The sequence below is a fragment of the Escherichia sp. WS1451 genome (assembly GCF_046487365.1).
GTDB lineage: Bacteria > Pseudomonadota > Gammaproteobacteria > Enterobacterales > Enterobacteriaceae > Escherichia > Escherichia coli.
Map to the genome: position 1 here is coordinate 161,600 of NZ_JBJQJP010000012.1, position 15,280 is coordinate 176,879.

The 15,280-nt window shown below is 48.7% G+C and carries 13 protein-coding genes; 9 read left to right on the plus strand and 4 right to left on the minus strand.

The window, feature by feature from the left end:
• The first annotated feature begins 29 nt into the window (after window positions 1-29).
• The 4 genes from cadB to lysS all read left to right on the plus strand — a co-directional run bounded on the left by cadB (window position 30) and on the right by lysS (window position 6,861).
• On the plus strand, window positions 30-1,364 hold the full coding sequence (gene cadB / locus ACJHX7_RS16515) for a cadaverine/lysine antiporter (RefSeq protein WP_000092909.1): 1,335 nt from the start codon (window positions 30-32) through the stop codon (window positions 1,362-1,364).
• Window positions 1,365-1,443: 79 nt separating this feature from the next.
• Window positions 1,444-3,591, plus strand: coding sequence for a lysine decarboxylase CadA (gene cadA, locus ACJHX7_RS16520; RefSeq protein ID WP_001296667.1), 2,148 nt, complete (start codon window positions 1,444-1,446; stop codon window positions 3,589-3,591).
• A gap of 58 nt (window positions 3,592-3,649) precedes the next feature.
• The gene (gene dtpC / locus ACJHX7_RS16525; RefSeq protein ID WP_094030453.1) at window positions 3,650-5,107 is read left to right on the plus strand and encodes a dipeptide/tripeptide permease DtpC; all 1,458 of its coding nucleotides are present in this window, start codon (window positions 3,650-3,652) and stop codon (window positions 5,105-5,107) included.
• 236 nt (window positions 5,108-5,343) lie between these two features.
• Window positions 5,344-6,861 carry a lysine--tRNA ligase gene (gene lysS, locus ACJHX7_RS16530; protein WP_000003806.1) on the plus strand — a complete coding sequence of 506 codons (1,518 nt, stop codon included), beginning with the start codon at window positions 5,344-5,346 and terminating at the stop codon, window positions 6,859-6,861.
• A gap of 118 nt (window positions 6,862-6,979) precedes the next feature.
• Here the strand turns inward: lysS and ghoT are convergent, their stop codons facing one another.
• From ghoT to yjdI, 4 genes are all read right to left on the minus strand, one after another.
• Window positions 6,980-7,153, minus strand: coding sequence for a type V toxin-antitoxin system toxin GhoT (gene ghoT / locus ACJHX7_RS16535; RefSeq protein WP_001173343.1), 174 nt, complete (start codon window positions 7,151-7,153; stop codon window positions 6,980-6,982).
• A gap of 27 nt (window positions 7,154-7,180) precedes the next feature.
• Window positions 7,181-7,477 (minus strand): type V toxin-antitoxin system endoribonuclease antitoxin GhoS, encoded by a 297-nt coding sequence (ghoS, locus tag ACJHX7_RS16540; RefSeq protein WP_000398619.1) that lies wholly within the window; start codon window positions 7,475-7,477, stop codon window positions 7,181-7,183.
• A 227-nt stretch (window positions 7,478-7,704) separates the two neighbouring features.
• Window positions 7,705-7,977 (minus strand): GNAT family N-acetyltransferase, encoded by a 273-nt coding sequence (locus ACJHX7_RS16545; RefSeq protein ID WP_000405647.1) that lies wholly within the window; start codon window positions 7,975-7,977, stop codon window positions 7,705-7,707.
• Window positions 7,978-7,988: 11 nt separating this feature from the next.
• The gene (gene yjdI / locus ACJHX7_RS16550) at window positions 7,989-8,219 is read right to left on the minus strand and encodes a 4Fe-4S mono-cluster protein YjdI (RefSeq protein ID WP_094030452.1); all 231 of its coding nucleotides are present in this window, start codon (window positions 8,217-8,219) and stop codon (window positions 7,989-7,991) included.
• A gap of 180 nt (window positions 8,220-8,399) precedes the next feature.
• Between yjdI and ACJHX7_RS16555 the strand changes: the two genes are divergently transcribed.
• The 5 genes from ACJHX7_RS16555 (at window position 8,400) to ACJHX7_RS16575 (ending at window position 15,134) form a co-directional block, all read left to right on the plus strand.
• The gene (locus ACJHX7_RS16555; protein WP_094030451.1) at window positions 8,400-10,031 is read left to right on the plus strand and encodes a sensor histidine kinase; all 1,632 of its coding nucleotides are present in this window, start codon (window positions 8,400-8,402) and stop codon (window positions 10,029-10,031) included.
• Window positions 10,028-10,747, plus strand: a complete 720-nt coding sequence (dcuR, locus tag ACJHX7_RS16560; protein ID WP_000611288.1) for a two-component system response regulator DcuR — start codon at window positions 10,028-10,030, stop codon at window positions 10,745-10,747. The genes ACJHX7_RS16555 and dcuR overlap by 4 nt, the downstream gene beginning before the upstream one ends.
• Window positions 10,748-11,317: 570 nt before the next feature.
• Window positions 11,318-12,658, plus strand: coding sequence for an anaerobic C4-dicarboxylate transporter DcuB (gene dcuB, locus ACJHX7_RS16565; protein ID WP_000899522.1), 1,341 nt, complete (start codon window positions 11,318-11,320; stop codon window positions 12,656-12,658).
• 77 nt (window positions 12,659-12,735) lie between these two features.
• Window positions 12,736-14,382: a class I fumarate hydratase gene (fumB, locus tag ACJHX7_RS16570; protein ID WP_000066701.1), complete on the plus strand. Its 1,647-nt coding sequence runs from the start codon at window positions 12,736-12,738 to the stop codon at window positions 14,380-14,382.
• A gap of 122 nt (window positions 14,383-14,504) precedes the next feature.
• Window positions 14,505-15,134 (plus strand): DUF2238 domain-containing protein, encoded by a 630-nt coding sequence (locus tag ACJHX7_RS16575; protein WP_094030450.1) that lies wholly within the window; start codon window positions 14,505-14,507, stop codon window positions 15,132-15,134.
• Window positions 15,135-15,280 lie beyond the last annotated feature (146 nt).

Sequence of the window (15,280 nt, forward strand, 5' to 3'; positions counted from 1 at the left end):
AAATTCAAAAATGAAATTAGGAGAAGAGCATGAGTTCTGCCAAGAAGATCGGGCTATTTGCCTGTACCGGTGTTGTTGCCGGTAATATGATGGGGAGCGGTATTGCATTATTACCTGCGAACCTAGCAAGTATCGGTGGTATTGCTATCTGGGGTTGGATTATCTCTATTATTGGTGCAATGTCGCTGGCGTATGTATATGCCCGACTGGCAACAAAAAACCCGCAACAAGGTGGCCCAATTGCTTATGCCGGAGAAATTTCCCCTGCATTTGGTTTTCAGACAGGTGTTCTTTATTACCATGCTAACTGGATTGGTAACCTGGCGATTGGTATTACCGCTGTATCTTATCTTTCCACCTTCTTCCCAGTATTAAATGATCCTGTTCCGGCGGGTATCGCCTGTATTGCTATCGTCTGGGTATTTACCTTTGTAAATATGCTCGGCGGTACCTGGGTAAGCCGTTTAACCACTATTGGTCTGGTGCTGGTTCTTATTCCTGTGGTAATGACAGCTATTGTTGGCTGGCATTGGTTTGATGCTGCGACTTATGCTGCTAACTGGAATACTGCGGATACCACCGATGGTCATGCGATCATTAAAAGTATTCTGCTCTGCCTGTGGGCCTTCGTGGGTGTTGAATCCGCAGCTGTAAGTACTGGTATGGTTAAAAACCCGAAACGTACCGTTCCGCTGGCAACCATGCTGGGTACTGGTTTAGCAGGTATTGTTTATATCGCTGCGACTCAGGTGCTTTCCGGTATGTATCCGTCTTCTGTAATGGCAGCTTCCGGTGCTCCGTTTGCAATCAGTGCTTCAACTATCCTCGGTAACTGGGCTGCGCCGCTGGTTTCTGCATTCACCGCCTTTGCGTGCCTGACTTCTCTGGGCTCCTGGATGATGTTGGTAGGCCAGGCAGGTGTACGTGCCGCTAACGACGGTAACTTCCCGAAAGTTTATGGTGAAGTCGACAGCAACGGTATTCCGAAAAAAGGTCTGCTGCTGGCTGCAGTGAAAATGACTGCCCTGATGATCCTCATCACTCTGATGAACTCTGCCGGTGGTAAAGCATCTGACCTGTTCGGTGAACTGACCGGTATCGCAGTACTGCTGACTATGCTGCCGTACTTCTACTCTTGCGTTGACCTGATTCGTTTTGAAGGCGTTAACATCCGCAACTTTGTCAGCCTGATCTGTTCTGTACTGGGTTGCGTGTTCTGCTTCATCGCGCTGATGGGCGCAAGCTCCTTCGAGCTGGCAGGTACCTTCATCGTCAGCCTGATTATCCTGATGTTCTACGCTCGCAAAATGCACGAGCGCCAGAGCCACTCAATGGATAACCACACAGCGTCTAACGCACATTAATTAAAAGTATTTTCCGAGGCTCCTCCTTTCATTTTGTCCCATGTGTTGGGAGGGGCCTTTTTTACCTGGAGATATGACTATGAACGTTATTGCAATATTGAATCACATGGGGGTTTATTTTAAAGAAGAACCCATCCGTGAACTTCATCGCGCGCTTGAACGTCTGAACTTCCAGATTGTTTACCCGAACGACCGTGACGACTTATTAAAACTGATCGAAAACAATGCGCGTCTGTGCGGCGTTATTTTTGACTGGGATAAATATAATCTCGAGCTGTGCGAAGAAATTAGCAAAATGAACGAGAACCTGCCGTTGTACGCGTTCGCTAATACGTATTCCACTCTCGATGTAAGCCTGAATGACCTGCGTTTACAGATTAGCTTCTTTGAATATGCGCTGGGTGCTGCTGATGATATTGCTAACAAGATCAAGCAGACCACTGACGAATATATCAACACTATTCTGCCTCCGCTGACCAAAGCACTGTTTAAATATGTTCGTGAAGGTAAATATACTTTCTGTACTCCTGGTCATATGGGCGGTACTGCATTCCAGAAAAGCCCGGTAGGTAGCCTGTTCTATGATTTCTTTGGTCCGAACACCATGAAATCTGATATTTCCATTTCAGTATCTGAACTGGGTTCTCTGCTGGATCACAGTGGTCCACACAAAGAAGCAGAACAGTATATCGCTCGCGTATTTAACGCAGACCGCAGCTACATGGTGACCAACGGTACTTCCACTGCGAACAAAATTGTTGGTATGTACTCTGCTCCGGCAGGCAGCACCATTCTGATTGACCGTAACTGCCACAAATCGCTGACCCACCTGATGATGATGAGCGATGTTACGCCAATCTATTTCCGCCCGACCCGTAACGCTTACGGTATTCTTGGTGGTATCCCACAGAGTGAATTCCAGCACGCTACCATTGCTAAGCGCGTGAAAGAAACACCAAACGCGACCTGGCCGGTACATGCCGTAATTACCAACTCTACCTATGATGGTCTGCTGTACAACACCGACTTCATCAAGAAAACACTGGATGTAAAATCCATCCACTTTGACTCCGCGTGGGTGCCTTACACCAACTTCTCACCGATTTACGAAGGTAAATGCGGTATGAGCGGTGGCCGTGTAGAAGGGAAAGTGATTTACGAAACCCAGTCTACTCACAAACTGCTGGCGGCGTTCTCTCAGGCTTCCATGATCCACGTTAAAGGTGACGTAAACGAAGAAACCTTTAACGAAGCCTACATGATGCACACCACCACCTCTCCGCACTACGGTATCGTGGCGTCCACTGAAACCGCAGCGGCGATGATGAAAGGCAATGCAGGTAAACGTCTGATCAACGGTTCCATTGAACGTGCGATCAAATTCCGTAAAGAGATCAAACGTCTGAGAACGGAATCTGATGGCTGGTTCTTTGATGTATGGCAGCCGGATCATATCGATACCACTGAATGCTGGCCGCTGCGTTCTGACAGCACCTGGCACGGCTTCAAAAACATCGATAACGAGCACATGTATCTTGACCCGATCAAAGTCACCCTGCTGACTCCGGGGATGGAAAAAGACGGCACCATGAGCGACTTCGGTATTCCGGCCAGCATCGTGGCGAAATACCTCGACGAACATGGCATCGTTGTTGAGAAAACCGGTCCGTATAACCTGCTGTTCCTGTTCAGCATCGGTATCGATAAGACCAAAGCACTGAGCCTGCTGCGTGCTCTGACTGACTTCAAACGTGCGTTCGACCTGAACCTGCGTGTGAAAAACATGCTGCCGTCTCTGTATCGTGAAGATCCTGAATTCTATGAAAACATGCGTATTCAGGAACTGGCTCAGAATATCCACAAACTGATTGTTCACCACAATCTGCCGGATCTGATGTATCGCGCATTTGAAGTGCTGCCGACGATGGTAATGACTCCGTATGCTGCATTCCAGAAAGAGCTGCACGGTATGACCGAAGAAGTTTACCTCGACGAAATGGTCGGTCGTATTAACGCCAATATGATCCTTCCGTATCCGCCGGGAGTTCCTCTGGTAATGCCGGGTGAAATGATCACCGAAGAAAGCCGTCCGGTTCTGGAGTTCCTGCAGATGCTGTGTGAAATCGGCGCTCACTATCCGGGCTTTGAAACCGATATTCACGGTGCATACCGTCAGGCTGATGGCCGCTATACCGTTAAGGTATTGAAAGAAGAAAGCAAAAAATAATTAGCTCGTACAAGGGAAGTGGCTTGCCACTTCCCTTTTTTGCTCATAAGGAGAACACATGAAAACACCCTCACAGCCGCGCGCGATATACTATATCGTGGCGATCCAAATCTGGGAGTACTTCAGTTTTTACGGCATGCGTGCCTTACTCATTCTCTATCTCACCCATCAGCTTGGTTTTGATGATAACCATGCCATCAGCCTGTTCAGCGCATATGCTTCTCTGGTTTACGTTACCCCTATTCTCGGCGGCTGGCTTGCCGACCGCCTGCTCGGCAACCGCACTGCAGTGATTGCCGGCGCGCTGTTAATGACCCTTGGCCATGTGGTGCTGGGCATTGATACAAATTCAACCTTTAGCCTGTATCTGGCGCTGGCAATCATTATTTGTGGCTACGGTTTATTCAAATCAAACATCAGCTGTTTGCTTGGCGAGCTCTACGACGAGAACGATCATCGACGTGATGGCGGTTTTTCGCTGCTGTATGCTGCGGGCAATATCGGTTCTATCGCAGCCCCCATCGCCTGCGGCCTGGCTGCTCAGTGGTATGGATGGCATGTTGGCTTTGCCCTTGCGGGAGGCGGCATGTTTATCGGTTTGTTGATTTTCTTAAGTGGTCATCGTCATTTCCAGTCCACGCGTAGTATGGATAAGAAAGCGCTCACTAGCGTGAAATTTGCCTTACCAGTATGGAGCTGGTTAGTGGTGATGCTCTGTTTAGCCCCAGTATTTTTTACCCTGCTGCTGGAGAACGACTGGTCCGGATATTTGCTGGCGATCGTTTGCCTCATTGCCGCACAAATCATTGCCCGCATGATGATCAAATTCCCCGAACACCGCCGTGCTCTTTGGCAAATTGTATTGTTGATGTTTGTCGGGACGTTGTTCTGGGTACTGGCACAACAGGGCGGCAGTACCATCAGCTTGTTTATCGATCGCTTTGTGAATCGTCAGGCATTCAATATTGAAGTACCTACAGCACTATTCCAGTCGGTGAATGCGATTGCGGTGATGCTCGCTGGGGTTGTTCTGGCCTGGCTGGCGTCGCCAGAAAGCCGCGGCAATTCAGCATTGCGCGTCTGGCTGAAGTTTGCTTTTGGCTTACTGCTGATGGCTTGTGGCTTTATGTTGCTGGCATTTGATGCCCGACATGCAGCGGCTAGCGGTCAAGCGCCAATGGGCGTGATGATATCCGGGCTGGCGCTAATGGGCTTTGCTGAACTCTTTATTGACCCGGTGGCGATTGCGCAAATCACGCGTCTGAAAATGTCTGGCGTATTAACCGGTATTTATATGCTGGCAACAGGCGCGGTCGCCAACTGGCTGGCAGGCGTCGTGGCACAGCAGACGACAGAGTCGCAAATTAGCGGTATGGCAATTGCCGCTTACCAGCGATTCTTTTCTCAGATGGGAGAGTGGACGTTGGCTTGTGTCGCGATCATCGTGGTATTGGCCTTTGCTACCCGTTTTCTGTTTAGCACGCCGACGAATATGATACAGGAGAGCAACGATTAACTGTCGTAAAAACAATTGGTTATGAATAAATTAACTTTCAGTTTATCACACTAGCAAATCGAGATTAATAAGTCATTTAAACCATTTTTATGGTTATTTATTAGTGATATCAACTTGAGGTAAGCGTTAGTTTCGATAAGATAAACTGAGTTATTAATAGTCGAGGCAGATAATACAGTGTACCGATCTGTCTCTTTATCTACGCTAAATTGAAAGCTGGATTTAGAGGAACCAAAATGTCTGAACGAGAAACACGGGGAGCCAATGAGGCTATTGATTTTAACGATGAACTGAGAAATCGCCGCGAAAAACTGGCGGCACTACGTCAGCAAGGTGTGGCGTTTCCCAATGATTTTCGCCGCGACCATACCTCTGACCAGTTGCACGAAGAGTTTGATGCGAAGGATAACCAGGAACTGGAATCCTTAAACATTGAAGTCTCGGTTGCTGGCCGAATGATGACCCGTCGTATTATGGGGAAAGCCTCCTTTGTAACGTTGCAGGATGTCGGTGGCCGTATTCAACTGTACGTTGCAAGAGATAGCCTGCCAGAAGGTGTTTATAACGATCAGTTTAAAAAATGGGACCTCGGCGACATTATCGGTGCCCGCGGTACGCTGTTTAAGACGCAAACGGGTGAGCTTTCCATTCACTGTACTGAGTTACGCCTGCTGACTAAGGCACTGCGTCCATTGCCGGATAAATTCCATGGCTTACAGGATCAGGAAGTCCGTTATCGTCAACGTTATCTGGACCTCATCGCTAACGATAAATCCCGTCAAACGTTTGTTGTCCGTTCAAAAATTCTGGCCGCTATCCGTCAGTTCATGGTCGCGCGCGGCTTTATGGAAGTAGAAACCCCGATGATGCAGGTAATTCCAGGTGGGGCATCTGCTCGCCCGTTTATTACCCATCATAACGCTCTGGATTTAGATATGTACCTGCGTATCGCGCCGGAGCTGTATCTGAAACGTCTGGTTGTAGGCGGTTTTGAACGGGTATTCGAAATCAACCGTAACTTCCGTAATGAAGGTATTTCTGTTCGCCATAATCCTGAGTTCACAATGATGGAACTCTACATGGCATATGCGGATTACCATGATTTGATTGAACTGACGGAGTCACTGTTCCGCACCCTGGCACAAGAGGTACTGGGTACCACTAAAGTCACTTATGGCGAGCATGTGTTTGATTTCGGCAAACCGTTTGAAAAACTCACCATGCGCGAAGCAATCAAAAAATATCGTCCAGAAACCGATATGGCGGATCTGGATAATTTTGATGCTGCTAAAGCATTAGCTGAATCTATCGGTATTACGGTAGAGAAAAGCTGGGGACTGGGACGTATTGTTACGGAGATCTTTGATGAAGTGGCAGAAGCACATCTGATTCAGCCAACCTTTATTACGGAATATCCGGCAGAAGTGTCCCCGCTGGCGCGCCGTAATGATGTTAACCCGGAAATCACCGACCGTTTTGAATTCTTCATCGGTGGTCGTGAAATTGGTAATGGTTTTAGCGAATTAAACGACGCAGAAGATCAGGCTGAACGTTTCCAGGAACAGGTTAACGCTAAAGCTGCAGGTGACGACGAAGCCATGTTCTATGACGAAGATTACGTGACTGCGCTGGAATATGGTCTGCCGCCAACCGCTGGTCTGGGTATTGGTATCGACCGAATGATTATGCTGTTTACTAACAGCCATACTATTCGCGACGTTATTCTCTTCCCGGCGATGCGCCCACAGAAATAAATTTCACTTAAATGAACGAAGCAGTCAGGCGACTGCTTCGTTCGTCGTTCCGCAAATCCAGTTTTGAGGAGAGACGCTTCGTTTCAAGATAACCAGCGGGTCCACTCAACTACAACTCCTAAAAGAGAGAAAAAAGTAATGCCACAGGTAAACTCATTGGCCAGGTTATTCCGACCAGGAATGCGCTAAGTAAACGAATATGTGTTTTCTCATGTGAGATAAACCAGATAATGACAAAGGATATGTTCACACCAATCACATAAAAAATTAATATTTTAGAGAATAGTGCCATTTTTTATGTTCTTCTTATCCTTCCTGGCTACTTGTAAAACTGACGGAAATAGTCATCAACGGTCATAATGTTGAGGTCAAAATCAATATCCGGTAAGTCTAAGCATTTAAGCCTGATTAAATCTTCGATTTCACTTGCGGCTAACGATGTCGTTATTGCGAAGGAATTTTCATTCAATTGTCGTGGTATCCCATATTCATCAGCCACGATAGAGGAGAAATTCATATCATACATCAATGATCTTAACCTTAAGAACACTGAGGAATAAGATGATGGATAATCAAAAGAAACAACATAAGTATTGAACTTGTTTTTACCTTCCATAATATGACTCCTATCAATATTGAACGCTCTGGGGACGCAAAACTTATTAACCCCGATCGATGATTTTCATATAGGAGATATTCTTTTTTTTTTGCTCAGTAAAGGGGATGACTTGGGACAAAAAAACGCTCTCTCTGACCATTCTTTGTGCATCCCCTACCCTTCAGATGCTCTCCTGCATCACACCGCGGAGAGCATGAAAAATATCGTGACTCTGTACTCTCCCATCAACTGCGAATATCATCATACTCCCGTGTTTTATCAAATTCGTGTTTCGCAAATGGGCATAGTGGGATAATTTTTCGTTTTTCCCGACGCATTTTTTCCACGACTTTCGCAACCAGCTGTTTACCAATCCCTTGTCCTTTCAGGCTTTCATCGACATCGGTATGTTCGATAATCGCTAAATTCTCTCCGGTCGGCACAAAGACAATTTCAGCGATTTGCTTGCCCTGTTCGTCATTAATGTAAAATTTATTGTGGCCTTCGCGTATTTCCATTTTACCCTCGCTTATTTATGACGGTATTTCAGCGCGCCGCTCGGGCACGTATCAATCACTTTAACCACAGTGACGACGTCGACTTCATCCGGCATGATCCACGGCTTACGTTTGAGATTAAATAACTTGCCGTTGCCACGTACGCAATTGCCAGAATGCTGACATATCGCAGTGTTAAAATAGACATCGATATTTTCGCCGGTATAACAGCGATAACCCCCGTCCAGTAGCGCCTGATCCATGACCTTCCCTCTCTCATCAGTATGGTTTTCACTATAAGCATAGCCCCGGAATCTTCATACAGCACTGGCAGTTTCCGTTGCCAGAGTCTCTTCCCCTATATAGCCAATCATTCTTACTCCCTTTGAATTACCCGCCTCATCAGAGATAATGCTTAAGAAATTTGTCACACAAGGAAGCTGATGAGACATTCATTGCCCTACCGCATATTACGCAAACGTCCGATGAAATTGAGTACCACTGTGATCTTAATGGTCAGCGCGGTACTGTTCTCGGTGCTATTGGTGGTGCATCTGATTTACTTCTCGCAAATCAGTGATATGACGCGAGACGGGCTAGCTAACAAGGCACTGGCAGTAGCGCGTACCCTCGCCGACTCGCCGGAAATCCGTCAGGGCTTGCAGAAAAAACCGCAGGAGAGTGGAATCCAGGCCATCGCGGAAGCCGTGCGCAAACGCAACGATCTGCTGTTTATTGTCGTTACCGATATGCAAAGTCTCCGCTACTCGCATCCTGAAGCCCAGCGTATTGGTCAGCCATTTAAAGGTGATGACATCCTTAAAGCGCTGAATGGCGAAGAAAATGTCGCTATCAATCGCGGTTTTCTGGCGCAGGCTTTACGCGTATTTACCCCCATCTACGATGAAAATCATAAACAAATTGGCGTGGTGGCGATCGGCCTTGAGTTAAGTCGCGTGACCCAACAGATCAATGACAGTCGCTGGAGCATTATCTGGTCGGTATTATTTGGCATGCTGGTCGGGCTGATTGGCACCTGCATTCTGGTTAAGGTACTGAAAAAAATCCTTTTCGGCCTGGAACCCTACGAAATCTCCACGCTGTTTGAGCAACGCCAGGCTATGTTGCAGTCCATCAAAGAAGGCGTCGTTGCCGTGGACGATCGCGGTGAAGTCACGCTGATCAACGATGCCGCACAAGAATTGCTGAATTACCGTAAGTCGCAGGACGATGAGAAGCTGTCGACGCTAAGCCACTCGTGGTCACAGGTGGTAGATGTCTCGGAAGTGTTACGCGACGGAACCCCACGCCGCGACGAAGAGATTACGATTAAGGACCGACTATTACTGATCAACACCGTTCCGGTGCGCAGTAATGGCGTTATCATCGGTGCCATTTCAACCTTCAGGGACAAAACTGAAGTACGTAAACTGATGCAGCGACTCGATGGTCTGGTCAACTATGCTGACGCACTTCGTGAACGATCCCACGAATTTATGAATAAATTGCACGTGATTCTCGGATTATTGCATCTGAAGAGTTATAAGCAGTTGGAAGATTACATTCTCAAAACAGCCAATAACTATCAAGAAGAGATTGGCTCTCTGCTGGGTAAGATCAAATCTCCGGTTATCGCTGGTTTTTTAATCAGTAAGATTAACCGCGCGACCGATTTAGGCCATACGCTGATTTTAAACAGTGAAAGCCAGTTGCCAGACAGCGGCAGTGAAGACCAGGTCGCGACGCTGATTACCGCGCTGGGAAATCTGATAGAAAACGCGCTGGAGGCATTAGGACCGGAACCCGGTGGCGAAATTAGCGTAACATTGCACTACCGTCACGGCTGGCTGCACTGTGAAGTTAACGATGATGGACCGGGGATCGCACCCGACAAAATCGATCACATTTTTGACAAAGGTGTCTCGACAAAAGGAAGCGAGCGAGGCGTCGGTTTAGCACTTGTTAAACAACAGGTAGAAAATCTCGGCGGCAGCATCGCCGTGGAATCGGAACCCGGGATTTTCACACAATTTTTTGTCCAGATACCCTGGGACGGGGAGAGGTCGAACAGATGATCAATGTATTAATTATCGATGACGACGCAATGGTCGCGGAGCTGAATCGCCGATACGTGGCACAAATCCCGGGCTTTCAATGCTGTGGAACGGCTTCGACGCTGGAGAAAGCCAAAGAGATTATTTTCAACAGCGACACGCCTATCGACCTGATATTGCTAGATATCTATATGCAAAAAGAGAACGGGCTCGATTTACTGCCTGTCCTGCATAACGCGCGTTGCAAAAGTGATGTGATTGTCATCTCCTCCGCTGCCGATGCAGCAACCATTAAAGATTCGCTGCATTACGGTGTTGTGGATTACCTGATCAAACCCTTCCAGGCTTCCCGCTTTGAAGAGGCGCTCACCGGCTGGCGGCAAAAGAAAATGGCGCTGGAAAAACATCAGTATTATGACCAGGCCGAGCTTGATCAGCTAATCCACGGCAGCAGCTCCAACGAGCAGGATCCTCGTCGCTTGCCAAAAGGCTTAACGCCGCAGACGTTACGCACGCTGTGCCAGTGGATTGACGCGCATCAGGACTATGAGTTTTCAACCGACGAGCTGGCTAACGAGGTTAACATTTCGCGTGTTTCCTGCCGTAAATACCTCATCTGGCTGGTCAACTGCCACATCTTGTTCACCAGTATCCATTATGGCGTCACGGGGCGTCCGGTTTACCGTTACCGTATTCAGGCAGAACACTACTCACTACTGAAACAATATTGCCAATAACGGATCGCTGGTTATCTGTAAGTAATAATTATTACTGTAATGCAAAATATCCCTGGCACAAGTTACATCGTTCATCAGTAAAACTTGTGCCAGATCAAATATAATTATCCCTCCATCATCGTTAAAAATTAATATCTCTTCAGATGAACGGTGTTTTTAATTTCAAAACGCTAACAAAAGTTAATTAACTATTATGTCACCCACATTATGTGTATTTTTACCCACAAATGGGTAGATCAGATTAATCTATAAACCTAATGATACCTGCCCTGAGAACAAAAAACAGACCGATAAATATCAATAAGATAACAGCAAACAAAACATTAACATCTGCGCAGTACAAACTATAAACCCATCGCCAGAGAGTTTTTCTCTCTGAAAAAGCCGCTTATCACAGTGCATAAATTTGCCGCTGCTTTAATCAGCCAATATTCACTGTGAGGTATTTGCTAAAGCCGGTAACGACCAAACGGATATTTAGTCAGGCTCTGAAAACAGTTCATACAAAACAGAACGTGACTGTGATCTATTCAGCAAAAATTTAAATAGGATTATCGCGAGGGTTCACACATGTTATTTACTATCCAACTTATCATAATACTGATATGTCTGTTTTATGGTGCCAGAAAGGGGGGTATCGCGCTGGGTTTATTAGGCGGTATCGGTCTGGTCATTCTGGTCTTCGTCTTCCACCTTCAGCCAGGTAAACCACCGGTTGATGTCATGCTGGTTATCATTGCGGTGGTGGCAGCATCGGCGACCTTGCAAGCTTCGGGCGGTCTTGATGTCATGCTGCAAATTGCCGAGAAGCTGCTGCGCCGCAACCCGAAATATGTCTCAATTGTCGCGCCGTTTGTGACCTGTACGCTGACCATTCTTTGCGGTACGGGTCATGTGGTTTACACCATTCTGCCGATCATCTACGACGTTGCTATTAAGAACAACATCCGTCCGGAACGTCCGATGGCGGCAAGTTCTATTGGTGCACAGATGGGGATTATCGCCAGTCCGGTGTCGGTTGCGGTCGTATCTCTGGTTGCGATGCTGGGTAATGTCACCTTTGATGGTCGCCATCTTGAGTTCCTCGACCTGCTGGCAATCACCATTCCATCGACGTTAATCGGTATCCTGGCGATCGGTATCTTCAGCTGGTTCCGCGGTAAAGATCTGGATAAAGACGAAGAGTTCCAGAAATTCATCTCCGTACCGGAAAACCGTGAGTATGTTTACGGTGATACCGCGACGCTGCTGGATAAAAAACTGCCGAAAAGCAACTGGCTGGCAATGTGGATCTTCCTCGGGGCAATCGCTGTAGTCGCCCTTCTTGGTGCTGATTCGGACCTGCGTCCATCCTTCGGCGGCAAACCGCTGTCGATGGTACTGGTTATTCAGATGTTTATGCTGCTGACCGGGGCGCTGATTATTATCCTGACCAAAACCAATCCCGCGTCTATCTCAAAAAACGAAGTCTTCCGTTCCGGTATGATCGCCATCGTGGCGGTGTACGGTATCGCATGGATGGCTGAAACCATGTTCGGTGCGCATATGTCTGAAATTCAGGGCGTACTGGGTGAAATGGTGAAAGAGTATCCGTGGGCCTATGCCATTGTTCTGCTGCTGGTTTCCAAGTTTGTAAACTCTCAGGCTGCGGCGCTGGCGGCGATTGTTCCGGTCGCGCTGGCGATCGGCGTTGATCCGGCATACATCGTGGCTTCAGCACCGGCTTGCTACGGTTATTACATCCTGCCGACTTATCCGAGCGATCTGGCAGCGATTCAGTTTGACCGTTCCGGCACCACCCACATCGGTCGCTTCGTCATCAACCACAGCTTTATTCTGCCGGGGTTGATTGGTGTGAGCGTATCGTGCGTCTTCGGCTGGATCTTCGCCGCGATGTACGGGTTCTTATAAATGCACTTTGCGTGCCGCCCGTGACTATGCGGCACGCCATTTTCGAATAACAAATACAGAGTTACAGGCTGGAAGCTATGTCAAACAAACCCTTTATCTACCAGGCACCTTTCCCGATGGGGAAAGACAATACCGAATACTATCTACTCACTTCCGATTACGTTAGCGTTGCCGACTTCGACGGCGAAACCATCCTGAAAGTGGAACCAGAAGCCCTGACCCTGCTGGCGCAGCAAGCCTTTCACGATGCTTCTTTCATGCTCCGCCCGGCACACCAGAAACAGGTTGCGGCTATTCTTCACGATCCAGAAGCCAGCGAAAACGACAAGTACGTGGCGCTGCAATTCTTAAGAAACTCCGAAATCGCCGCCAAAGGCGTGCTGCCGACCTGCCAGGATACCGGCACCGCGATCATCGTCGGTAAAAAAGGTCAGCGCGTGTGGACCGGTGGCGGTGATGAAGAAGCGCTGTCGAAAGGCGTCTATAACACCTATATCGAAGATAACCTGCGCTATTCACAGAACGCGCCGCTGGACATGTATAAAGAGGTCAACACCGGCACGAACCTGCCTGCGCAAATCGACCTGTACGCGGTAGATGGCGATGAGTACAAATTCCTCTGTGTCGCTAAAGGCGGCGGCTCTGCCAACAAAACGTATCTCTACCAGGAAACCAAAGCCCTGCTGACGCCCGGCAAACTGAAAAACTTCCTCGTCGAGAAAATGCGTACCCTCGGTACTGCAGCCTGCCCGCCGTACCATATCGCGTTTGTGATTGGCGGTACGTCTGCGGAAACCAACCTGAAAACCGTCAAGTTAGCAAGCGCTCACTATTACGATGAACTGCCGACGGAAGGGAACGAACATGGTCAGGCGTTCCGCGATATCCAGCTGGAACAGGAACTGCTGGAAGAGGCCCAGAAACTCGGTCTTGGCGCGCAGTTTGGCGGTAAATACTTCGCGCACGACATTCGCGTTATCCGTCTGCCACGTCACGGCGCATCCTGCCCGGTAGGCATGGGCGTCTCCTGCTCCGCTGACCGTAACATTAAAGCGAAAATCAACCGCGAAGGTATCTGGATCGAAAAACTGGAACACAATCCAGGCCAGTACATTCCACAAGAACTGCGTCAGGCCGGTGAAGGCGAAGCGGTGAAAGTCGACCTTAACCGCCCGATGAAAGAGATCCTCGCCCAGCTTTCGCAATACCCGGTATCCACCCGCTTGTCGCTCACCGGCACCATTATCGTGGGTCGCGATATTGCACACGCCAAGCTGAAAGAGCTGATTGACGCTGGTAAAGAACTGCCGCAGTACATCAAAGATCACCCGATCTACTACGCGGGTCCGGCGAAAACGCCTGCCGGTTATCCATCAGGTTCACTTGGCCCAACCACCGCAGGTCGTATGGACTCCTACGTGGATCTGCTGCAATCCCACGGCGGCAGCATGATCATGCTGGCGAAAGGTAACCGCAGTCAGCAGGTTACTGACGCGTGCCATAAACACGGCGGCTTCTACCTCGGTAGTATCGGCGGTCCGGCGGCGGTACTGGCGCAGCAGAGCATCAAGCATCTGGAATGCGTCGCTTATCCGGAGCTGGGTATGGAAGCTATCTGGAAAATCGAAGTAGAAGATTTCCCGGCGTTTATCCTGGTCGATGATAAAGGTAACGACTTCTTCCAGCAGATCGTCAACAAACAGTGCGCGAACTGCACTAAGTAACCTCTTCGGCCCAGCGCCTGGCAGCATGCTGCCAGGTGATCCCCCTGGGCCACCTCTTTTGCGATTGTAATTTCACGCTTACTGGTCAATAGTCAGTATTTTCCCTGACTTGCGAACTCACCATGACCCGCACACTCAAGCCGTTAATTCTTAACACCGGCGCACTGGCGCTAACGTTAATCCTGATTTATACCGGCATTTCGGCCAATGACAAACTCACCTGGCTGATGGAAGTGACACCGGTGATTATTGTCGTGCCGCTACTGCTTACCACCGCTAAACGTTATCCGTTAACGCCGCTGCTCTATACGCTCATTTTCTTTCACGCCATCATCCTGATGGTCGGCGGGCAATACACCTACGCGAAAGTCCCCGTTGGTTTTGAGGTGCAGGAATGGCTGGGGTTGAGCCGTAATCCGTATGACAAGCTGGGGCATTTTTTCCAGGGGCTGGTGCCTGCACTGGTGGCGCGAGAAATTCTCGTTCGCGGGATGTACGTTCGCGGACGTAAGATGGTGGCGTTTCTGGTCTGCTGCGTGGCGCTGGCGATAAGCGCGATGTATGAGTTAATCGAGTGGTGGGCAGCGCTGGCAATGGGCCAGGGAGCGGATGATTTTCTCGGCACCCAGGGCGACCAATGGGACACGCAATCCGATATGTTCTGCGCGCTGCTTGGCGCATTAACGACGGTGATATTCCTCGCTCGCTTTCATTGCCGCCAGCTACGGCGCTTTGGCTTGATAACCGGATAACAACGTGCGCTTTGTTGATGCCGGATGCGGCGTGAATTGAACTGAACCCCAAAACCTGGACAGTTTCAGTTAACCGGCTTTTTGATACTCAGTCCGGTATTCTACCGGGCTGAGTCCCCCAAGACTGAGTTTTATTCTTTTTTGAT